This window comes from Hymenobacter chitinivorans DSM 11115, from assembly GCF_002797555.1.
In the GTDB taxonomy this organism is placed as follows: Bacteria; Bacteroidota; Bacteroidia; order Cytophagales; family Hymenobacteraceae; genus Hymenobacter; species Hymenobacter chitinivorans.
This window is the reverse complement of sequence record NZ_PGFA01000001.1, coordinates 97,321-118,969: the sequence shown is the minus strand read 5'-3', so window position 1 is coordinate 118,969 and position 21,649 is coordinate 97,321. Positions and strand designations below refer to the sequence as shown.

Below are 21,649 nucleotides of genomic sequence, written 5' to 3'. Positions count from 1 at the left end.
AACAGCGCTAGCCTACAGCCGAACGAGTTCCACGCGGCGGTTTTTGGCTTTACCTTCCTCGGTGGCATTGTCGGCCAGGGGTTTGGTTTGGCCGAAGCCGGCGGGTTTGAGGCGGTCGGCGGTAATCTGCTGGCTGGTGAGGGCGGCTACTACGGCCTGGGCACGCTGCTCGGAAAGCTGCTGGTTGTGGGCCGGCGTGCCGGCGTTGTCGGTGTGGCCTTCCACGGTCAGGCGCAGAGTGGGGTTCTGTTGCAACAGCTTCGCCACCTCCCCCACCACCGGCCCCGACTCGGATTTGATGCTAGCCTTGTCGGTGTCGAAGTTGATGTAGAGCGCCACGTGGCCGTTGGCGTCGAGTTCCTTTTTGAGCTGCTCGGCGGGCAGCACGCTGGCCTGCATGGGCAGGGCTTTCTTCTCGACCACCGTCAGCCAGTAGTTTTCCGGGTCGGAAGCGTAGGCTTTGTAGGCTTCCACCCAGATTTCCTTATCGGGGGTGCGCACCATGTAGACGCCCATTTTTTCGTAGGGCAGCATGTTGTACCGGGCGCGGTGGCGGCCGTCTTCGTAGTTGATTTTCAGGCCCTTCATTTTCTCCCCGCTGCCCTCAAACACCGTCACGCCGCCCATGTCGTGGATGAGCTGCTCGTAGGTTTTCTGGACCTGGAAGAAGGAGGCCGTTTTGCCCATGGCAATGACCGTGCGCAGGCGGCCAGCCACGGGAATGAGCTTGGTGCCGTCGAAAAACTCGTACTGGTCGAAATTCACCTCCTTGTTCATTTCCCGGGCCGAGTTGCCGGGGGCAGTTTTCTCGTCCATTTTCACGTAGCCATCCAGCAGGCTGAAGTAAGGAAAAGCGCCGAGCTTGGGGTTGGCCACCGGCACCTGGCTGGGGTCAAAACCGGCTGGCGTGGCTGGCGTGGCTGGCGTGGCTGGCGTGGCCGGTTCGGCGGGAGCCGCGGCAGCCGGCGCTGGCGCAGCAGGGGCTACGGGGGCCGCGGCCGGCTGGGCGGGCGTCGTGGGAGCTTCGGTAGCGGGGGCTTCGGGCGAGCAGGCGGCCAACACCGCCACTGGCAAACCGAGCAGAAGCGCCCGGCGCAGATGGTGAAGAAAGAAAGGCATAAGGCGAGGCTATTAGTCAGAAAGGGCCGTAGAAATGAGAGGAAAGCTAGTTGCGGGCAGCCGTGGCCGGGGCGTTCTGGCTGAGCACCAAAGCCATGATGTCGGCCAGCTGCTGGTAGCGCTGGTCTTTGGTAGAGCCCATGCCGTGGCCGGCGTCGAAGTCGAGGCGGAGCAGCACGGGGCGGCCACTGGCGGTAGCGGCCTGGAGCTTGGCGGCCGTTTTCAAGGACTGCCACACGTCCACCCGCCGGTCGTTTACGCCGTGTATGAGCAGCACGGCGGGGTACTTCGTGCCGGGCTGAATATGGCCGTAGGTGCTCATTTCGGCCAGCGCCCGGAAGCCCGCCTCAGTTTTGACGCTCCCAAACTCGGGGATGTTGCCTTGGCCATTGGCGGTAGTTTCGAAGCGCACCGCGTCGAGGCAGCCCACGTTGAACACGGCGGCCCCAAACAAGTCGGGGCGCTCCGTGACGGCGCGGCCAATGAGGATGCCGCCGGCGCTGGTGCCCTGCCCGGTGAGCCGGGCCGGCGTAGTATAGCCTTCCTTAATCAGGTATTCGGCGCAGGCAATAAAGTCTTTCCAGGTGTTGGGCTTGGTGGCCTGATAGCCGGCTTTGTACCATTCCTGCCCGTATTCGCCGCCGCCGCGCACGTGGGCCACGGCCAGCACTGCGCCCCGCTCCAGCAGCGTCAGGTAAGTGGCATCATAAATGGGCGCCTGGCTACTGCCGTAAGCCCCGTAGCCTTGCAGCAGCACGGGGGCCGTGCCGTCGCGCTTCAGTCCTTTTTTGTACACGATGGACAGCGGCACCAGCGTTCCGTCGTGGCTTTTTACTTTCACTTCGGCTACTTCCAGGTCGGCGGGGTTATCGTAGGGGCTCTGGGGCTCGAGCTGGGTAGCGGTAAAGCGGCGGGCGGCGGGGTCGTAGGCAAAATAGTCGCCCCAGCGCGTCCACGACGTAAGGCCCGCCCAGATACCGGCCTGCCGCGGGTCGTGGATTACTTCGAACACCCCGGCCCCGGGGAAGGGCAGCGGCAGCAGCTCCACGGCCGCCCCGCTCTGGCCGTGGGGCAGGCGCGCAAACTGGTTGGGCCCACCGTCGAGCAGCTGCAGGTACAGGGCATCCTTGGCGGCAAAAATCTCCTGCACCACGCTGCTCATCTGGGGCACTACCACGGTGGCCATGGCCAGGTTAGGCTTGCTCAGGCTGGTGCGCAGCACCTGAAAGCGGGGGGCGTTTTTGTGCGACAACAAGTACAGGTTGTCGCCCTGCACGGCGTAGGCCGTCACCTCATCGGCCGCGCCGCACACTTTTTGCCAGGCCGTGGTGCGGGGCTTGGTCAAACCGGCCAACGGGGCCACGTACAGCTCCAGCTCCCGCCGGGTACCTCGCTCAATCAGGGCTACGGCCGTGGGCACGGCGGCCCCGGCGGGCACTTCCACAAAAGCCTCCTCATTAATGGTTTTGAGCGCCACACTCGGCGGGGCGTAGTCGTAGCCCAGCACGGGCACGTCAGCGGTGGGCGCGGTGCCCAGCTGGTGCCGGTAGCTGGTGACTTTCGTAAACTCGTCGCCGGGCTTTACACCGGGCGTCATTTCGCGGGTGCGGCTGTAGAAAAAGGCGCGGCTGTCGGGCTGCCACTCCGGGCTAGAGAAACGGGCCCGGGGCAAATCGGCGTCGAGCTGGCGGCCGGTGGCCGTGTCGATGAGCTTGACCACCGCATTTTCGGAGCCGCCCCCCGCCACGCCAATAGCCACCGTGCGGCCATCGGGCGAGGCGGTGAAGTAGGCAATAGACCAGTGCTGACCGGGCGTAGCGGGCAGCTTTTCGGGGTCAAACACCAGCTTCTCCGCTCCCTGCATCCCAGGGCGGGTGTAGAGCTTGTAGAGGTTTTCGGCGGCGCCACGCTTGAGGTAGAACAGCTGCTGGCCGCGGCGCTGGTAGCGGCCGGTGCGGGCCGCCGCCGCATTGCCCAGCTCCTGGATGCGGGCGTACAGCGCGGCGCGGTCGGGTAGCTGGTCGAGCTGCTGGCGGGCGTAGTCAGCCTGGCCGTGCATCCAGGCCTGGGTTTCGGCCGATTTTACGTCTTCCAGCCAGCGGTATGGGTCCGTCACCGTTTGCCCGAAGTAGGTATCCGTCATGGGCCGCACTGGGGCCACGGGCGCCGCCGGCTGGGCCAGCGCAGCCAGTGGCACACTCAGGCTAGGCAACAGAAAAAGCAGATTTCTCATGGCAAAAACAGCGAAAAGAGGTAGGCAATACCGGGCCTGGGCGCCGGCCGCTTAGCGCGGCAGGGCGTTGTTTTTCCAGTCCACAGCCGTGAGCTGATTGGTGGGAATCGTGGGCGTGCCGCTAGGGAAGGTGAAGTTGCCGGCCGAGAGCAGCAGCAGCTTCAGAAACTGCCCTTCCGCGCCCCCGTTGCTGCCTAGGCCCTGCTGAATCTGGGCCTGGTTGTAGCTCAGCCCAAAGGACAGCTTGGTGGCGCTGACCTCAAAGAGGGCAAACGTATTGGTCGTCCCGGCCGAGGTAAGGGCCAGTTGGGACTCGTTGTTGACAAAGGCCCAGGTACCGGTGGTGCTGGTGTTGTTGGCCGCCGTGATGGTCACTTTTCCGTCGCGCGTGAACTGGTAGGTATTCACGTCGGCCGCGGCCGTGGGCCGGGTGCCTTCACTGGTATTGAGGCGCAGCGTCTGGGACTGGTCTTTCCAGGTTTTGGCCGTCAGCAGGTCGGTTTTGGTGGGCTCGGCCTCCTTATCTTTTTTGCAGGCAAAGGCCGTGAGCAGCAAACTCAGGAGCAGAATATGGCGGAGCGTTTTCATGGGCAAAAGCATCGAGAGTGAAGAATAAACAGGGTACAATAAGCCGCCTACGCCTAGCGGAAGCGGGTGAAGCTGAACGAGCCGTTGGTCACGCTCTGGGTGCCGGTGCTGCCCGAGTTGGGCACGGGCCCGCCGGTGAAGCTGAAGGTGCCGGCCACTTTCTGGGCGGCCCGGTCGTACTGGGTCACCACGATGGAGCCGTTGCTGGCGCTGGGGCCGTAGAGGGTAATAAACTGCGTGGCGCTGTTGAGCGTGATGCCGCCCACGGGGTAATTATTGAGCACCGAGCCTTTCTTGAGGTCGTAGGTGGTGGCGCCCAGCTTGTATATTTTCTTGAGCCGCAACGACACTGCGTTTTTCATGTCGGCCGAGCTGCCCGTAATCAGCAGGGAAGTATCACTGTCGACGATGGCGCTGGAATAGGCCTTGCTGGTGTAGGTGGTGCCGTTGTGGGTCCAGGTCAGGGTACCGTCGCCGTCGCCGTTGGGGTCGGCCGCGTCGGCATCGTCTTTAGAGCAGGAACAAGCCGCCGCGGCCAGCACGCCCAGCAGCAGCACCGATTGGAAGAAGCGGTTGGTGAAAGAAAGCATAGTCATCAGAGAGGAAGAGTGAGGTGAGAAATTGGAGCCGTGCCGCCGCTGGTAACCACTTGATTGTAAAGCAGCAGCAACGGGGACAAAGGAAGGGCAAGGCGCGGGCAGGGGCTTTCGGGCAGGTCGCAAAAGCATGCGCGGGCGTCGCGCCGGGTGCGCGCAGGTCGTATTCTGCCGTCAAAAGGGGGTGTGCTGCCGACTTTAGCGTAGCCCGTAGTCCGGTTCAGGCACCACAAGTGGACAACTTCTCGGCACCAACGGCCCGCAGCAGAAAGCCCCGCCCGCACCCTGTTATATTGTATACAGGTTACATTCTAAAAATGCATCGTATACCAAACGAGCCAGCAAACTGTATACACGTACTTGCTATTACCAAAATTGTATACCTAACTAAAGCGAAAATGGTATACATTTTTTGGCATTTAGTAATTATGCATACCTAGCAGACTAGGCGTATTCCGGCGCCGGGTTGGAGCGGCCGAAGGGCCACCATAAGCCCAGTAAGCTTGCCGCGGCCGTTAACCGTGACAACCCGGTCTGTTGCCGGAACAACTGCCGCGTTATCTAGGGCACCCGCACCCCGATTGGCTCACTGCGGGCCGCTTCCCGGCGCTGGGCGTCGAGTGAAGCCACGTAGTAGAAGTAAGTTCGGCGGGGCTGCACGGTGGCGTCGCGGTAGGTGGCGGGGCTGGCCGCCACGGTAGCCACGGCCTGGGGCTTGGCGCCGGGCTCGTAGCGGTACACCCGGTACTGCGGGGCGGCGGCCTCGGCGGCCCAGCGCAGTTCCACGGTTTTGCCCACGGCTGCCGCCGTCAGTGTGGCTGGCGCGGCAGCAGTTTCGGCGGCCCGCAAGCTCAGCCGCGCCGGGGTGCTGCGGCGGCCCTGCTCATCCAGGCTCACAATTTCGTACTCGTAGCTCTGGCCGGGGCGGGCCGTGGAGTCGCAAAAGCCGGCCTGGGCCAAGGGGCGCCGCTCGGTACGGGAACCGGGCATACGGGGGCCCAGCGGCAGGCGCTGAAACTGCGGCTGGCCCTCCACGCGGCGGCTCACTTCGTAGAAAGCCGCTTCCGGGGCGGCTTGCCAGCGCACCACGGGTCGGCCGTTTTCCCACTGGGCCTCGGCCCCGGCTACCGGCGCCAGGGCGTGAGCCGCAGTAGCCACGGGACGCTTCACGCCGGCCGTCGTTTCCACCGTATCGGAGTAAATGCTGGGGCGGTGGCTGGAATTCTCGGCCTGCACGGCGTAGCGGTAGCGCACGGCGGGCTGCAACGTGCGGCTGCTGTCGACGAAGACCTGCTCGGCGGCTTTTTCCTGGTGGGGCCGCAGGGCTCCGACGAGGGTGAGCTTGGCCGCCGGCCCGGCGGCCCGGTACACATAGTAGCCCTTGGTGAATTTGTCGCCGGGCAGCCAGCGCAGCCGGATGCCGCCGGGCACCGGGGCGGCGCGCACCTCGTGGGGCGGCAGCGGGGGGCGCTGGTCCTCAAACAAAGCAAAAGCCTTGCTGCTGGGCACACCCGGTTCCTGCAAAAGGCCGGTGGGCTGCACGTAGTAGTAGTACTTTTGCATGGGCGCGGCGGTGGCGTCAAAGTAGCCTGCTTCGGTGGGCGTCACTTCGGCCAGGAGCTTGAAATCCTTGTCGAGCAGGGTGCTGCGAAAGATGCGCACCGAGCGGAGCTTGTTAGCGTCGGGCAGGCGCCAGCTCAGCCGGATGCCGGGCTCGGTGGTGGGGCCGGCCTGCTGGGCCTGGGCCCGGAAGTCGCGCAGCACGGCCGCGTCGAGGAAGTTGTAGGCGGCGGCCAGCACGGTATCGGCGGCGGGACCGGGGTTTTCGTACTGGTCGAGGGTGCGCAGGGTGTAGCGGTAGGCGTGCACGGGCTGTACGTTTCGGTCGTAAGCCACCAGGGCCAGGGCCTTCTGGAACGACTCCAGGGTGAGTGGAGCAGCCGCCGTTTTCCACTCCCCACGGGCGTCGTCCTGGCGGCGGAGCTGCACGTACACAGCCCGCTGCGGCCCGTCGAGCTGGCGCCAGCGCGGAATAATCCGGTTGTCTTCGGTTACCGCAGGCAGCTTTTTCAGCTTGCCGCCGGTGGGCTTGCCCGGCCAGCTCACGGCCGCACTCTGGGCCGCCGCACCCACCGGGGCGCCGTTGCGCTGGGCCGTGACGCGGTACACGTACGAAGTGCCACGCTGGGCCGTGCTGTCGAGTAATACCAGGCCCACAGCCTGCTGCACTGGCATCAGCTGGCTGTAGGCGCGCAGGCTGTCGAGGCGGTGGGTTCGTTCCCAGATACGGGCCAGCTTCTGCACCAGCGGGCCTTCCAGGCCGGTCAACGGAATGGTCAGGCGGCGGTTGAAACTCAGCACCCGGGCCTCAAACTCGGCGGCCGTAGCCGGGGCCGAAAGCTGAGCTACCGGCGCAAACGCCGTGCCGCTGGCCACCCGCCGCTCCACCTGAATGCTGGTAGCGGCGGCCCCGGCCCAGGTGCCGGCCGCCTGGGGCTTGGGCGAGTACACGAAGATTCCCCGGCCTCCGCCCACGGCGGGAGCAGTTGGGTTCTGGGCCTGCGCGGCGGACATTACCAACGCCGCCAGCACCGCCAGCGGCCCGTTTTTTATTTGCTTCTGAAACAGATTCATGGCCGGGGTTATTTGAGGTAGACGGAATAGTCGGTGCCGGCATTGCTGACGCCGATTTTGGCGCCGACGGTCAGGTCCACGCTCTTTTCGTGTTTGTCGCAGGTAAACCAAGAGCAGTCGGAGTCGCAGACGCCGTAGCCGCCGTAGGCTGTGGCAGTAAGCTTCACTGAGGCGTCGCCGGCAATGCTCCAGTCGCCGCTGCTCACGTTCACCTTGCCATCGGCGCTGAGGTCGGCATGCACGCCGCCTTCCACGCCGCCGCAAACAATAATTGCAGTACCGCCCACGCCGGCCTTCACGTCGAGGAACACGCTTTGGCCGATGCCAAACTCGGTGCCGTTGCTGAAGTTCATGCCCATGCGCATGTCGCCGCCCATGACCGACTCCAGCTTGCCCGAAATGACAATCAGATCCACATCAAAGCTGGGAATGATGGGCACCGGCATCCCAATTTTACCCTCGAAGTAGAAGCCCTCGACGGTTTTGGGGAAGGAAGGCGGCATGGTGCCCTTGGTCTGGTAGAAGTAGGAAAATTTCTGGAACTGCTCCTGAATTTCGGGCTCCAGGGCGTGGCTGCCCACCATGAGCATGGCCGCACCCTGCAGGGCTGGGTTGCTTTTCTCCATTTCGCCGGCCGACAGCATCATCCAGCCGCTGGGGTCGGCCAGCAGGTTGGCCGAGCCGTGGACCTTGGTGCCCCCACCCATGTCTTTTTCAAACGGGAGGTAGCCTACGAGGCGCTTTTTCGGGATGTCGAAGGTGAGCTGCATGTCGCCGAAGGGCGTGGGCACGTTTTTCACCGTTATCTGCTGGTTTTCCGACATAATATCCCCGTGCACCGACAAGGACAGCACCCCGCTCAGGCCGTTGGCGTTTTTCACGTCGCCGCCGAAAGTGAGCAGGGGCCACTGGCCGCCGCTGGGCCGCATCCAGCCGCGCACGTTGTCGAGGTATCCACCCCCCTGGGCCAGCTCAAACTTCTGCTGGGGCTTGAGGCCAAGGGCCGTGGAATCGGGGGTGTGGTAGAGCTTCACGTTGAACTTGACCACCCCGGGCTCCTCGGCCGTGCCCTCGAAGCTGACGCCGCCCGTGGCCAGGCGCTGGTAGTTCAGCCCGGGCAGCTTCACGACCAAGGGGCCGGTCTGGAACTGCATGTCGGGCATGGTTACCAGGAGCTTAGGCTGCTGGTTTTCGCGCACGATGGTCAGCTTGCCGTCCTGCTCGCCCAGCTGCGGGATGTTGAGGTTGATGGTGCCCCCGAGCTGCAGGTTGTCCTGGCCCACCACCATCGTCACGGGTCGGAAGCTCACGACCTGGTTCAGGGTCAGGGCCGGGCTGTTGTCGATGAGCTGGGCAGCCTGGGTTTGGTTGGCAAAGAAGGTCAGCAGGCGCAAATCCACGCTGCCGGCCGCGTCGGGCAGGCCGCTGAGCGAAGCCACGGCCGCGCCGGTTTGGTCGGGGCGCAGCACGTCGAGGCTCCAGTGCTTCTGGCCCGCGTCGAAGGCCAGCAGGGCCTTGGCTTCCTTAACCACGGCCAGCGTACCGACGCCGCCGAGCTTGAGGCTGCTCAGGTTAAAACTGGCCTGGCTGAGGCTGGCGGGCAGAATGGTCAGCTCTTCGAAGGCCACGTCGTGGGCCGCGTCGGTTATGGCGCCGAGGTGGAGCGTGCCGCTGGCCAAATACAGGCCCTGGTTTTTGCTGAGCGTAAACTTGCTCGATTCCAGGGTCCAGCTTTCCAGGGGTAAGCTCAGTTTGGCCGTGCCCGACACGGGCAGCACTTTGGCGGGCAGGGCACTGATAACGCCCACGTTGACGCTGAGTGGCGTGGCCAGGCCGGCGGGCTGCGGGTGCAGGGTGGTAGCCAGCCGAAGCGTGTCGTGGCCCAGGGCCGAGGCCGCGGTGGCAGCCTCGGCGGGGAAATTGTAGAGCTTGTAGGTCAGGGCTTTGTTGTCGGCGGTAACCGGCTGCCAGCGCGGGGCCGGAGCGGCTTCGGTACCGGCCGGCACCAGGGCCGGGTAGAGCAGCCGGTCGGGGGCCGGGGCCGTGGGATGCGCCAGATAAACTTTGTCGGTAGCGCCGAAGCTGATGCTCTGGTCTTTGAACTGCGTCACGGGCAGATATACCGCCCCACGCACCGCGCCCGGCTGCCCATTGGCCCCGCCTACCACCCGCAGGCCGTCAGACTTCACCAAAAAGCCGGGGAGCTTGCCGTTCACTACTACTTCGGCCTTGGTCAGGCTGCTGGTCACGCTGTTGCCGGCGGCGGGCATCATGTAGGGAATGCCTTTGACGTTTTTCTCGGCGCCGCCTTTCACGGCTACCGTGCCGAAGGGCAGGCGCAGGGCCGTATCGGCCGGGGCCAGGCCGGCGGTGCCGCGCAGCCGCACGAAGGCCCCGGTGATGCTGACCACCCCGGCTTTGTCTTCCAGGGTTTCCACCTCGACCGGCACGCCCAGCAGGCGGCTCAAATCGAGCTTGTTGTACTGACTGATGAGCAAATCGACGCCGTCGGTAGCGGTGTTGAACGTACGTTTCAGCTCGGCGCCCACGTAGCTGCTGCCGGTGCGCGTGGCCCGCAGCGTGAGGGGCTGCTTGGCCGGCACGCCGCCCAGCTCGTAGTTGCCGTTGGCGTCGGAGAAGGTTTCCACCTTCAGGCCCGACCAATCGACGAACACCCGGGCGCCGGCAATGGGCTGCTTGCCCAGGCGCACCTGCCCGCGCACCACCAGGGCGGGTTCGAGGGCCAGGTGGTAGACGCTGTCCTGGCGGGAGAGGTTGTTGACCAGCGTTACTTCCCGGGCCTGGTAGCTGCCATCGAGGGGCGTGAGGCGCAGGGTAAACTTGGTGCCGCTGGAGGCAAAGCGCAGCGTGGCGCTGCCGCCCACGTCGGTGGTCGTTTCGGTAGGCTCACTCAACGCCAGCACTTCCACTTTCACGTTTTTGATGGCCGTGCCCCAACCGGGCAGAACACTGGCCGCCAGCTGATTGACGGTAGCCGAGTTGACGCCGGTGCCCAGAGCACTGTTCACATTGCCGGCGCCACCCTGGAAGTTGCCGCCCACCCCGCCGGCGGCACCGACCGTAGTCGTGGTGGTTGGAGCGGGGCCGCTGTTCTTGCTGCCCGAGCCGCTGGCCGGGGTGTAGGAAGTAGCGCTGGTTCCTGAAACGCCCGTCCCGGCCATGCTGCCGCCCTGCCCGATGGGCTGTACGCCGCCCACGGAAGTTACGGTGCCGCCTTTTTTGTCGGACTCATACACGATGATATGCAGGCGGTGGAGTTTGTGCACGAGGCGCACCCGGCCCACGTCGAACTTGTCGCCGGTGACGTTGATGAGGGTGTCGGTGGTGAAGTAGTTGGGGTCGTAGGGCTCCACGTGCAGCATCTGCTTGCCGGTGGGCGCCGCCACGTCGAAGCTGCGGGGGCCGCCGCTTTCCGCTTTGGGCTTGTTGAGCACCTGCTCCAGCCCCTCGCCTACCCATACCCGGGCCGGCGGCGTGAGCACGGCGCCTTTCGAGGTGGTTACCTGGATGTTCTGGCCTTTCTTTTTGCCTTTGCCGGGCGCTTCGACCCCGCTGATGGTCACTGATTCGAGCACCACGTCGCCCACGATTTCGCCTTTGACCCGGCCCAGGGGCTGCAAGAGCATTTTACCCAAATCGAGCTGCTGCCCGAAGGCCAGGGGCTTGCCGTTGTTGAGCATGGGCGTCACCAGAGTCGCGTAGCCGTCTTTTTGGAGCGTCACCCACCGCTTGCTGGGGCCCGTAATCTTGCCGGCGGCATTCACGTCGGGGTGTACTTTGGTAAAGACGAAGAAGCCGTCCTTTTCGCGGGAGTACCCGTACCGCTCGGCGGTGCCGCCGGTCCAGTCGTCGTTGATGCGCATAAGCAGGGCCGTGACGCCGGGCAGGGCCTTGCTGGCGTTTTCACCGCGGTAGGTGTTGCCCACCACCCGCGGGGCCTGGGGCTCCAGGCTCAGGTTGGCCACGTCCACGGCATGGCTCAGGTTCCACTGCCCGTTGCCCACCAGCCAGGGGTTCTGCAGGTTGTACAGGTCGCGCTGCTTGCCCTCCACTTTCTTGCCGTAGTACGAGCCCGGGGTATGGTCGGGGCTGGGCTCGTTGCCGATGCTCCAGGGCAGGACCGGGCAGGTGTAGGCCACCGCGCGGTTGTCACCCATAGCCTCACTTCGCACGTCGGCGTAGAGGTAGTAGGGCGTGCTGGGGTTGAGGCCCGGCAGCAGCATGTTGAACGTAGCCGTGGCGTATTTCACCCCGTCAATGGTCGTCAGCTGGCTGGCGGCGGCCTTGGACACTACCACGTAACCGGCCAGCGGCGAGGCCATATCGGGGGCGTTGCCTTCGGGCGGGAAGGCCGTAGGTTTCCACTTGCGCAGCACGTACACCGGCACGTTCAGCAGCGGGTCCTGCTTGGCCTGCCCGTTTTCCTGGACTTCGGCCTGGCTGAACTGCCGGGGCTGCAGGCGCACGTTCAAGCTCACGGACCGCACGCCGGCCCGCTGCTGTTGCAGCGTAAAGGCCACGTTGGCGCCCGTGGGGGGCCGGAATATCTGGTCGGGGCTGGTGTAGTACTGGCTGTTGACCAAAATGCGCAGCCCGCGTTGCAGCCGGCCGTGAAACATGGTCGGCACTTCAGTATTATCGGCGGCGAAGGTGGTGTCTGCCGTGGTCCGGTAATTAATCTGGGTCAGGTAGGCCAGCTGCAGGTTGCCGCTGCCGTCGGTGGTGCCGGTGGCCAGCACCTTGTGGTAGTCGGGCATGCGGTGGGCGGCATATTCGTTGCTGGACCGGGAGCCGTCGGAATAAATGGCCTCGTAGTCGATGACCAGCTTGACCGACTTATTGGCAAACAGGTGAGTTTTCTGCGCGGGGTCGTCGGGAAAAAAGCCGACTATCTGGGTGGTAATCTGGGTCGTGTAGAACACGGGCTGGTACGCGGCCGGATTCACGGCCGGCCCGGTGGCCTTCACCGGCGGCGCGGCCACTTTAACGGGGCCTTTGTCGAGGCCGGGCACTTTCACCGGCGGGGTTACTACCACACCCGAGTTAGAGTCGGAATACTTGGTGGCGGCCCCGTACACGAAGGTGCTGACCTCGGAGCGGCCATTGTTGCGGAACACCGCGCGGCCTTGCGGGTCGCGGGCCGTGACGGCAAAGGCGTAGCGCCGGCCCGGAATCAGGGCCGGGTCGGCGGGGCCGTAGAGCAAGGTGGTGGCCGGGCTTACCGTGCGCTCAAACAGGGCTGGTGTGGTGCCGGCCAGAAAGGCGTCGTTGGGGTTGCGCTTGGGGTCCGACATTTCCACGATGCGCAGCTCGTACTCGGTGCTGATGGGGGCGCCGGCCGGCCGGGTCCAGGTAAAGAGGATGTTCTGCGGGCTCTGGGTTTTCACGATTTCCTCGGCGGCGGGCCGCACGATAATTGGCGGTTCCAGGCTGCGCAGCAAAAAGGAGCGGCTGCAACCCAGCGGGTTTTCGGCCGAGCGGGGCTGCAAGGTGGCGTAGTCAAGGGCCCGGACGCAGAGCGTGTAGCTGCCTTCGGGCAGGCCATTGCCGCGCACCATTTGCTGCACCGTCACGCCGCTGTAGGTCAGCTGGTTTTCGTCGAACAATTGCCCCAGCTCGTCCCGGTCCAGCTGGCGGGTTTGCAGCCCCGTCAGCTGAACCGGGCGCGGCGAGCGGGCCTGGGCGCTGGTTTGCACCCGTACCCCATTGTCGCCGGTGAGCGTGCCGGCCAGCTGTAGGCTCACCGGCGTGCGGGTCAGGTTGGTGAGCGTGACGACGAGCCGGTTGGGCTGGTCCACGTAGTCGGATAAGTGGGTCGAGTAGGGCGGCAACACCAGCACGGTCACCCGCACGTCGTTGGCCGACTGGGCCCGGGCCGCGCCGCTCACACCGAGCAGACCGAGGCTGAGCGCCAAGGCAAGTAGCAGCACCGCGGGGCGACGCCGAAGCAAGAAAAATGGTAGCGGAAAGTTCATAGCAGGGGGTTCCGGGGAAAGAAGAGGTCAGTGGAGTTAGGACAAGGGCGAATCAGAGCGAGAAGGTGTAGCCCACTTCCCCCCGCGACTCGGAGTAGCGGCGGAGTTGGGGCGTTTCGGAGTCGGGGTAGTTGCCGGTAAAGGCCACGTCGGTGCGGAAGGTGTGGTGCTTGCCGGCGCGGTACGAGAGGCGCAGCCCGCCGCCGAGCAGCTTGCTTTCCTGCCCTACCCGCAGCCCCCGCAGCCAGGAGCCGCGCAAGCCCACCCGGAAGTCGCCCTTGGGCCCGAAGCTCTGGTCGGCGGTGAGTTGCAGGCCGCGGTTGCCGTCGTTGCCCTGGGCCAGCTCCAGGCGGGTGAAGTTGTAGGTGGCGCCCACCGTGAAGCGGCGTGGCACCCAGGTCAGCTGGTAAGTCAGAAAAGCGTTGAGGGAAGTGAAGTCGCCGAGGCGGCCCAGCCCGCCGGGGCCCTGGTCGCGCAGGGTGGCGCGGTCCACGCTCAGCAGCACAGTGTGGCCCCAGGTTTCGCCGGCGTAGGTGTAGCGCGGGGCCACTGACACGCTCTGCTGGGTTTGGGCCAGCCGAAACGTGTCGGACACCTGCACGGCCCCGGGCTGCTGGTCGGTGCTGAAGTTGGAGTAGCCCACGTCCACGCCCAGCCGTTCGGTGAAGTCGATGGTGGCCGTGGCCGAGGCAATGAAGCGCCGACTGGTCAGCTGCTTTTGCCGGCGCAGGTTGTCCTGCTGCACGCCCAGACTGCCGTTGAAGCGCAGATGCTGCTTAAAGAGCGCGAAGCTGGGCACCAGGGTCAGGTTTTCCACGTCGTCCTGGAAGTAGTAGGCGCCCATGCTCTGGTAGCCCGGGGCCACGCGGCGGTAGCGCACTTTCAGGCCGGTGCTGTTTTTCTGGTAGCCCGCCGCCGCCTGCCAGGCGGTATAGGTTTCCGTCGAGCCGTTCAGGGTAATGAGCTTGCCCAGGGAATTGGAAACGGCGGCTGGCAGGGCATCGACTTGCAATTTGCTGCCCTGGTTGCGGGTGTACACGCTTAGGCCCCCGTCGCCTTCCACCAGCCAGTTTTTGGCGAAGGTCAGCTTGCCGCTCAGGCCCAGTACCACGTTTTCGGCGGGCAGCACGGCGTTGTTCACCGCCCCGGTTTTGGCCGCTTCCTGGCGGGTGGCCCGGCTTACGCTGCTGCTGTCGTCGTGGGCCCGTACAAAGCTCAGGTCCACGAAGCTTTTCTCGGAGCCCACCCCAATGTGACCCGCTACGCCCCGGCGCGAGAAGGAAAACGGCGCCAGCGCCCCGCTCACCGGGTCCACGGTGGTGGCCCGGCTGAGGCGGCCGGTGATGAAGCCGAAGCGGAACTTGCCCGGCGTCAGCTCCAGGCCCGCCCCCAGCACGGTGTGGCCGGCCAGGGTAAAGGGCGAGTAGGTCAGGTTGCGGTAGCCGCCGTGCAAGGTTACCCACTTGTAGGTGGGGCTCAGGCCAAACTGGTTGAAGGGCTGGCGAAACTGCCGGTCCTGCTCACTCAGCGTAAAGCTCAGGGGCACGGCCAGCCCGTAGATATTCAGCGTGGGCGAGCCGCTGAGCACGTAGGAAAACGGTTGGCGGCGGGCCGAAATGCCCCGGGCCTGGTAGAAAATGGTGCGCACGTCTACCGCGCCGGTTACCGTGAAGGGCTTCTGCTGGGGCAGCGCCGCCAGGTCCTGGCCCCGGGCGGCGAGGCTGACCAATAGGCATAGCCCCCCCAAACCCCAACCCGCGGGGTGGCAAAAACGACAGGAATTTTTCATCCGAAAAGGCGACTAGCCGGGCGGCCTAGTATTTAACCAGCGACTTAAAGCTGAACGTGCCGCTGGTCACGTCCTGGTCGGAGCCGTACACGCCGCTGGAAATGCGCACCCGGGCGTTAAAGCTGAAGGTGCCTTTCAGGATCGACTTGGCAGCATCAAACTCAGTTACCACAAACTGCCCCGCCGGCGCCTTGGCCGACCACATGGAGCTGTAGGTCAGCTTCGAGCCGTCCATGAGGGTAAAGCCGCCGTTGGTACCGCCCGCCGAGGTCATGGTGTAGGTGCCCACGCCGGTGAAGTTGGTCATGAGCAGCGTCAGCTGGTAGTTTTTGCCGTCGTTGGCAATGATGACCATATCCTTGGCCGTGGCGGGCAGGTTGTCGGCGGTAGTGGGCCGGTAATGGGCCTGGGCCTGGGCAATGTCGCGGGCCACGTATTCGGTGCCACTGATTTTCCAGTGCACCTCGTTCGTAGCCGCGGTGGCCGCAGGGTCTGGCGTGGGGTCTTCACTGTCTTTGCTGCCGCAGGCGGCTAATCCGACCAGGGAGCTCAGCAGCAGAATGCGGAGCAAGGCAACGGGAGTAAGTAATGTTTTCATGTTTTGCAGAAAGGGTTGGCGTGGTATAATTAGAAGAAGTTGTGGCACTAGAAAGAGCCTCAAAGGACGGGCAGACCGGGCCGGCAGGCATTCACGCAGGTTGCAAAGACGTGCGTGCAGGTCGCAAAAAAGGCCGTTAACGGCTTTTTATAAGGGTTTGCGACGAAATCAAATGGCGGCGGCCGGCCGCACCATGGCCCAGCTCGGTACCAGCAGCCGGTCCAGCGCATTCAGGGCCGGCTGTTCGGCGAAGGCGGCCACTTCGAAGCCCAGGCGCTGGCCCAGGTACACTCCCGCCAAGCCCGTGGCCAGCCCGTAGCACGGCAGGTACCGCCCGCCCACGGCGGCCACCGACGCCCGCAGCAGGTTGCGAGCCTCGCCCCGCCCCTGCCCGGCGGGCCGTACCCCGAGGGCCAGCAGGTAGTGGTGGGCCACGGGCAACGTTTGGTGGCGCCAGGCATCCTGGGTGCGGTGCCAGCGCAACAGCTGCTGCAGCGGCAGGCCGCCCAGCCGGAGCAACAGGGCCAGCTGCCCACCCCGCAGCAGCTGCCCCCAGGATAGCGGGGCGGCCTTGTCGGGCAGCCACAAAGCCACGGCCTGCTCGCCGGGGCTGGTATAGAGGCAGCCTTCGCGCAGACCGTAGCGCACCAGTAGCTGCATCCAGCCCAGCAGGGGCTCAAAAACGTCGGGGCCCCAGAGAGTTTGGTAGGCGGGGTCGGCCGCATAGGCCTCCGTGAGCAGCACGGCGGCCCATTCTTCATCGGGCGGCCCCAGACGGCGGGCGGGCAGAGCCAAGGTTTGCATAGCACGAGCAGTTAAGGTCAATAGGTGCTGCAAAGGAGGCCGAATGCCGCGCCAAAGGCTTTCACGCAGGTCGCAAACTCTTTTTAATGTGCTAATGATTCATGTGCTGATGTGCTAATTGGCTGTCATTGCCACGGCTGCGCCTCGCCATGACACGCCTTTTCATACCCCACATTTCTCCCATTCTCCCCATTCAACCATTAGCACCCGCGCACATTCCAACACATTAGCACATTAACCCCGCTACTTCGCTGGGGGCGTAGCCGAACTGCTTGCTGAAGCTGGTGCTGAAGTGGGCGGGCGAGTTGAAGCCGACCTGGTAAGCAATTTCGGACACGGAGCCGGCGCGGGCGGCCAGCAGCACGTGGGCCCGGCGCAGGCGCAGGTTGCGGATAAAGTCGCTGGGCGCCTGGCCGGTGAGGGCCTTAAGCTTGCGGTGGAGCTGGGCCCGGCTCAGGGCGACTGCCTCACTGAGCATTTCCACGCTGAACTCGCCGTTGTCCAGGTTTTGCTCCACGGCTTCTTCCACTTTGGTCAGGAAGGTCTGGTCCAGGGAGGGCAGGGCGGCCACGGCGGCCGCGTAGGACCGGAACGATTCAGGGGCGCTGGGCTCGGGCTCGGCCAGCTCCTGGCTTACGCGGCGGCGCAGAGCCAGCAGGTTGCGCACCTGAGCCCGCAGCTCCCGCGGGGCAAAGGGCTTGGTCAGGTAGGCATCGGCTCCGGTTTCGAGGCCCTCAATCCGGTCGGTGGCCGTGGCTCGGGCCGTGAGCAGCACCACGGGAATGTGGCTGGTGCTCACGGCGGTTTTGAGTTGGCGGCAGAGCTCAAACCCGTCGAAGCTCGGCGGCATCATTACATCCGATACCACCAGGCTCGGCACCAGCTCGGCGGCCAGCTGCGCGGCTTCCGGCCCCGAGGCTGCCGTGACAATCCGGTAGCCTTCCGTGGCCAGCGCGGCCCGCACAAATTCCCGCACCTCCAGGCTGTCGTCCACCACCAGCACCACTTCGGCCTCTGCGTCAGCCGCCGTTTCCGGCGCCTCAGCCGCTTTTTCCGGCTCCGCCAGCGGTTCCCCGGCGGTACCTGCCCACGCCTTGAGCCCCGCTTCCGGCGCCGGCGCAAGGGGCTGACTGGTCAGCTCGGGCGTGAGCTGCCGGGGCAGACGCACCACGAAGGTGGTACCCGCGCCGGGCGTGCTCAGCACCTGCACCGTGCCGCCGTGCCGTTCGGTCAGCTCTTTGACCAGGGCCAGGCCCACGCCCGAGCCGGTAGAAGCGGCTGCAGTGCCGGGCACCTGGTAAAACCGGTCGAACAGGTGGGGCACGTGCTCGGGCCGAATGCCCACCCCGGTGTCCTGCACGCTCAGAACTACCGCCCCGCCGGGCGCCCCGGCTGAGGCGGGCTCGTCGCGCACGGCCAGGGTTACGTGGCCGCCAACGGGCGTAAAGCGCAGGGCATTGGCCAGCAGGTTGGTTACCACTTCCTCCAGTCGGGCCGCGTCGAATACCAGGGGGACGACGGTGGCGGGCAGGGCCAGGTGCAAGCCCACCTGCCGGGCGGTGGCCAGTTCTTCAAAGGCGGCCAGCCAGGTGCGGGCGGCGGCGGCCACGTCGCCGGGCTGGGGGTGCAGGGCCAGGCCGCCGGCCTCCAGGCGGCTCAAATCCAGGAGCTGGTTGATGAGGTGGAGCAGCTTGCGGGCGTTGCCCAAGATCCGCTGCCCGTGCTGGCGTACGGGCTCCGCGGGGTCCTGGGCCAGCTCCTCGGCCGGGCCCAGAATGAGGGTCAGCGGGGTGCGTAGCTCGTGGCTGATATTGGTAAAAAAGTCGGTTTTGACCCGGTCCATTTCCTGCAGATGGGTCAGGGCCTGGTACTCGAGCTGCTGGCGGGCCCGCTCCCGCTCCCGGCGCTGGGTCTGGCGGCGCACGGCGTAGAAAGAGCCAGCCAGAACCAGCAGATACAGCCCGTACGCCCCCCAGCTGCGCCACCACGGCGCCCCGATGGTGAAGCGCAGCCGGGTCGGCTCCGGATTCCATACTCCGTCGTTGTTGGCCGCCTTGACCTCAAACGTGTAGTGGCCGGGCGGCAGGTTGGTGTAGGTGGCAAAGGTGGTGGCGCCCGGCCGGCTCCAGTGCGCATCGAAGCCCGCCAGCCGGTACTGGTAGCGCACCTTGGCGGGGTTGGTAAGGCTTACGCCCACGAAGTCGAAGGTCAGGTGATTCAGCGCGTAGGGCAGCGTAAAGCCGTTGGCCAGCACGGTGTCCTGCATAAAGACCCGGGTGCCGCTGATGCGGGTGCGGGGCGGCACCCGGTTGGGGCGGGCCCCGGCGGGGTTGTAGCGCATCAGCCCGTTGATGGTGCCGGCCCACACCTGCCCGTCGGGTTCGATGAGCACCGCGCCCTGGTTGGTTTCCTGGCCCAGAAAGCCTTCGGCCAGGCCGTAGTGCGTGGTGCGGCGGGTAGCCGGGTCAAATACTTCCAGGCCTTGCTCGGTACCCAGCCAAATCCGGCCCTGGGCATCGGCTTCCGCGAAATATGGGTTGTTGGAATGCAACCCAACTTCGGGGCCGTAGCTATGCAGGCGCTGCCCGTCGTAGCGCAGCAGCCCGCTGCCAATGCTGCCCAGCCACAGCTGCCCGCGGCCGTCTTCCGTAATATGGCCAATGCTGAGGCGGGCCGGCTGCCCGGGCGCCCGTTGGAACTCATCCGCTCCAGCAGCCCGCGGCTCCACCCGAATCAGGCCCCGGTCGTCGGAGCCCAGCCAGAGCGTGCCCTGCCGGTCCTGGAAGGCGGTCCAAAACTCGTTGGAACCTAAGCCGGAACTCGCGCCGTAGGTGCGCGCCTCCCCCGTACGTGGGTTCAGAATAACGGTGGCCCCGCCCCCGCCCGTCACGGCCCACACCCGCCCGAGGCGGTCCTGAGCAAAGTGCCGCACGTTTTGCCCGACCAGCCCGGCCACGTTGCTCAGTTCCCGCCATTGCCCGGTAGCGGGGTCGTAATACGCGGCGCCGGCCCCGCGGCTGCCCAGCCACACCCGGCCCTGCCGGTCCCGGAACAAGGCCCGGATAAAGTTGGCCTCGGCCCCGCCCGGCCGCTGGTGCCCGGGCCGCAGCCGCTGCCCGGCCGGGGCGGTGGGCCGCAGCTCCCACAGACCGTTGCGGGTAGCCACCCAGTAGAGGCCGGAGCCCATCGGAATAATAGCCTGCACGTCGGTACCGCCGCTCATGCCTTCCTCAGTCCCGTATAAGGTAAACCGCTCGTCGGCAATGTGCTGCAGAATTCCGTCGTCGAGGGCGGCCCAGAGGTTGCCTTCCCGGTCTTCGAGCAGGCTGTTGCCGGTCTGGTCGCTGAGCAAATGGGTTTGGGGAAACGACACGGCCCGGCCGGTGCGGGGCTCGTAGCGCGAAATGCCGGCCGCCGCCAAGGTCCAGATTCGGCCCTGGTGGTCGGCCAATACCCGCAGCACCGGCCCCGGGCAAAGGCCCTGACTGGTGCCGATAGGGCGCAGCTGCCAGCCGGCCGCGGTTTGCGTCAGCTCCCCCAGCCCATTGGCCAGGCCCACCCAGTACGCCTTATCCGACACCCGATAGATAGAATAGAGCCGCTGCCGGGCCAGTACCGCCGGGGCGGGCACCGCGCGCCCGGCCACCGTATCGAGTACGCCCAGCCCGTCGGGGGTAGCCAGCCAGAGCTGCCCGCGGGGGCCGGCCGCTACCTGGCTAATTGTGTCGCAGGGCAAGCCTTGGGCTTTAGTAAAATGCTGTACTGGGCCACCCGAATAGCCCGGCAGGCGGTAAAGCCCGGCCCCGGACGTGACGGCCCACAAGCCGCCCTTGGCGGCGGGCAGCAGCTGATGAATGGGCGCCTTGGCCCGCCATTGCCGGGGCCCAATCAGCCGGACTTTGCCCGCCGAGTCGATTTCCGACAACGCCCCGTAGTAGTGCCCCAGCCGCATGCGGTGGCCCGGGCCGGGCAGCAGGGCCGTTACGTGGTTGTCGGGCAGGCCCTGGTGGGTATCAAGGCTCTGAAAACGGTGGCCGTCGAACCAGCCGACCCCACCCTGGGTGCCGGCCCAGAGCTGGCCCCGGTCGTCCTGCGCCAGGGCGTACACGGTGCTTTGCGGCAGTCCGTCGGCCAGGGTATACACCCGCGTGGCCAGGGTTTGGGCCCGGGCCGCACCGGCGCCGCCCAGCAGCACGAGCAAAGCCAGTAAGCGAAGTAGCACAAGTGGGTGGCAGTGGCGCATACAAGCAGAAAAAGTGGGGCAACGGCCAGCAAAAGCGCCAGCCAGATTTGCCCCGCCAAGTTTACCCCCAAAGCCTATCTACTTCAATCACATGATGATGTGTGTTGCCAAGTTACTTTCGGGGGCTTCCGCAAGCTACGCGCCGCCGAGTCGGGATAAATGAGTAATATTACCTAGTCACTATATCTTCCAATTGGCAGCTTCCTCCGTACATAGCCTAGCGGCCCCCGTGCTTTGCTTGCTTTACTTGCCGCTGTTCTGATGGCTCTTACCCGCACCTATCTGCGCCCCGCCGAGCTGCAGCGCCTGCAGCAGGCCACCTTGCTGGTGTACGCCACCGAGGCCGGGCCCGTGTTTGCGCGACTGGCCCAGGCGGCCGCCACCGCTCTCAGCGCCGAAATTGTTAGTCTCGACGGGTTCGACCAATCCAGCGGCATGGTGAACCTGGGCTACTACCCGGCCCAGCGGTTTTCGGCGGCCGACTTCGAAACCCTGCGCCAGCTGTTGCCCGAGCACCCGCTTTTCGTCAGCCTCATCGTGGAGCGGCGTCCCGAAGCCCTGCGGACCAGCGACTTTCGTCCGAGCCGGCAGTTTCGCAATTCGGCACTCTACCAGGAATTTTACCAGCCCACCGGCCTGCCCCTGCGGGAGCTGATTGTGGGGTTGCCCGTGGTGGAATACGGCTGGATTACCTGCACCCTCAACCGCGCCGGCCGCGACTTCACCGAGGCCGACCGCTACCTGCTAACCCTGCTGGTGCCCCACTTTCAGCAGGCCGTGCGGCAGGCCCATCTTGCCGCCGCCGTGCCGGGGCTGAGCCCCAACAATTTCCTGCTGCACGACCATTTTACGCCCCGCGAAGCCGAGCTGCTGGGCTGCCTGCGCCAGGGCCTGAGCGACAAGGAAATCAGCCAGCGCCTGCGCATCAGCCCGCGCACCGTGCAGAATCATTTGCAGAACATCTATGTTAAGCTGGCAGTGGATAACCGAACGGCAGCCTTGTGCAAGGTGCTGGGCGTGGCCGGCTGAAATGGTCTTTGCAACCCTTC

General features: G+C 65.5%; 11 protein-coding genes. 1 reads left to right on the top strand and 10 read right to left on the bottom strand.

What is annotated here, in order from left to right:
- Positions 1 to 12: 12 nt before the first annotated feature.
- The 10 genes from CLV45_RS00470 to CLV45_RS00420 all read right to left on the bottom strand — a co-directional run bounded on the left by CLV45_RS00470 (position 13) and on the right by CLV45_RS00420 (position 20,579).
- A complete protein-coding gene (locus tag CLV45_RS00470; RefSeq protein WP_157807201.1) occupies positions 13 to 1,119 on the bottom strand; it encodes an OmpA family protein in 1,107 nt (368 codons plus the stop codon).
- A gap of 46 nt (positions 1,120 to 1,165) precedes the next feature.
- A complete protein-coding gene (locus CLV45_RS00460) occupies positions 1,166 to 3,352 on the bottom strand; it encodes a prolyl oligopeptidase family serine peptidase (protein ID WP_100334439.1) in 2,187 nt (728 codons plus the stop codon).
- Positions 3,353 to 3,403: 51 nt separating this feature from the next.
- Positions 3,404 to 3,940 (bottom strand): hypothetical protein, encoded by a 537-nt coding sequence (locus CLV45_RS00455; RefSeq protein WP_100334438.1) that lies wholly within the window; start codon positions 3,938 to 3,940, stop codon positions 3,404 to 3,406.
- A gap of 53 nt (positions 3,941 to 3,993) precedes the next feature.
- Positions 3,994 to 4,530: a DUF6252 family protein gene (locus CLV45_RS00450; protein ID WP_157807200.1), complete on the bottom strand. Its 537-nt coding sequence runs from the start codon at positions 4,528 to 4,530 to the stop codon at positions 3,994 to 3,996.
- Between the two features lie 567 nt (positions 4,531 to 5,097).
- Positions 5,098 to 7,170, bottom strand: a complete 2,073-nt coding sequence (locus tag CLV45_RS00445) for a fibronectin type III domain-containing protein (protein ID WP_100334436.1) — start codon at positions 7,168 to 7,170, stop codon at positions 5,098 to 5,100.
- 8 nt (positions 7,171 to 7,178) lie between these two features.
- On the bottom strand, positions 7,179 to 13,142 hold the full coding sequence (locus tag CLV45_RS00440; protein WP_170061791.1) for a hypothetical protein: 5,964 nt from the start codon (positions 13,140 to 13,142) through the stop codon (positions 7,179 to 7,181).
- Positions 13,143 to 13,218: 76 nt separating this feature from the next.
- A complete protein-coding gene (locus tag CLV45_RS00435) occupies positions 13,219 to 14,895 on the bottom strand; it encodes a hypothetical protein (RefSeq protein ID WP_100334434.1) in 1,677 nt (558 codons plus the stop codon).
- 85 nt (positions 14,896 to 14,980) lie between these two features.
- Positions 14,981 to 15,553, bottom strand: a complete 573-nt coding sequence (locus CLV45_RS00430) for a DUF6252 family protein (RefSeq protein ID WP_157807198.1) — start codon at positions 15,551 to 15,553, stop codon at positions 14,981 to 14,983.
- A gap of 168 nt (positions 15,554 to 15,721) precedes the next feature.
- Positions 15,722 to 16,357, bottom strand: a complete 636-nt coding sequence (locus CLV45_RS00425) for a hypothetical protein (RefSeq protein ID WP_100334432.1) — start codon at positions 16,355 to 16,357, stop codon at positions 15,722 to 15,724.
- Positions 16,358 to 16,583: 226 nt separating this feature from the next.
- Complete coding sequence (locus CLV45_RS00420) at positions 16,584 to 20,579, bottom strand: two-component regulator propeller domain-containing protein (RefSeq protein ID WP_170061790.1); 3,996 nt, start codon at positions 20,577 to 20,579, stop codon at positions 16,584 to 16,586.
- Positions 20,580 to 20,861: 282 nt separating this feature from the next.
- On the opposite strand from CLV45_RS00420, the gene CLV45_RS00415 reads away from it, so the two are divergent.
- The gene (locus tag CLV45_RS00415) at positions 20,862 to 21,629 is read left to right on the top strand and encodes a helix-turn-helix transcriptional regulator (RefSeq protein ID WP_100334430.1); all 768 of its coding nucleotides are present in this window, start codon (positions 20,862 to 20,864) and stop codon (positions 21,627 to 21,629) included.
- Positions 21,630 to 21,649 lie beyond the last annotated feature (20 nt).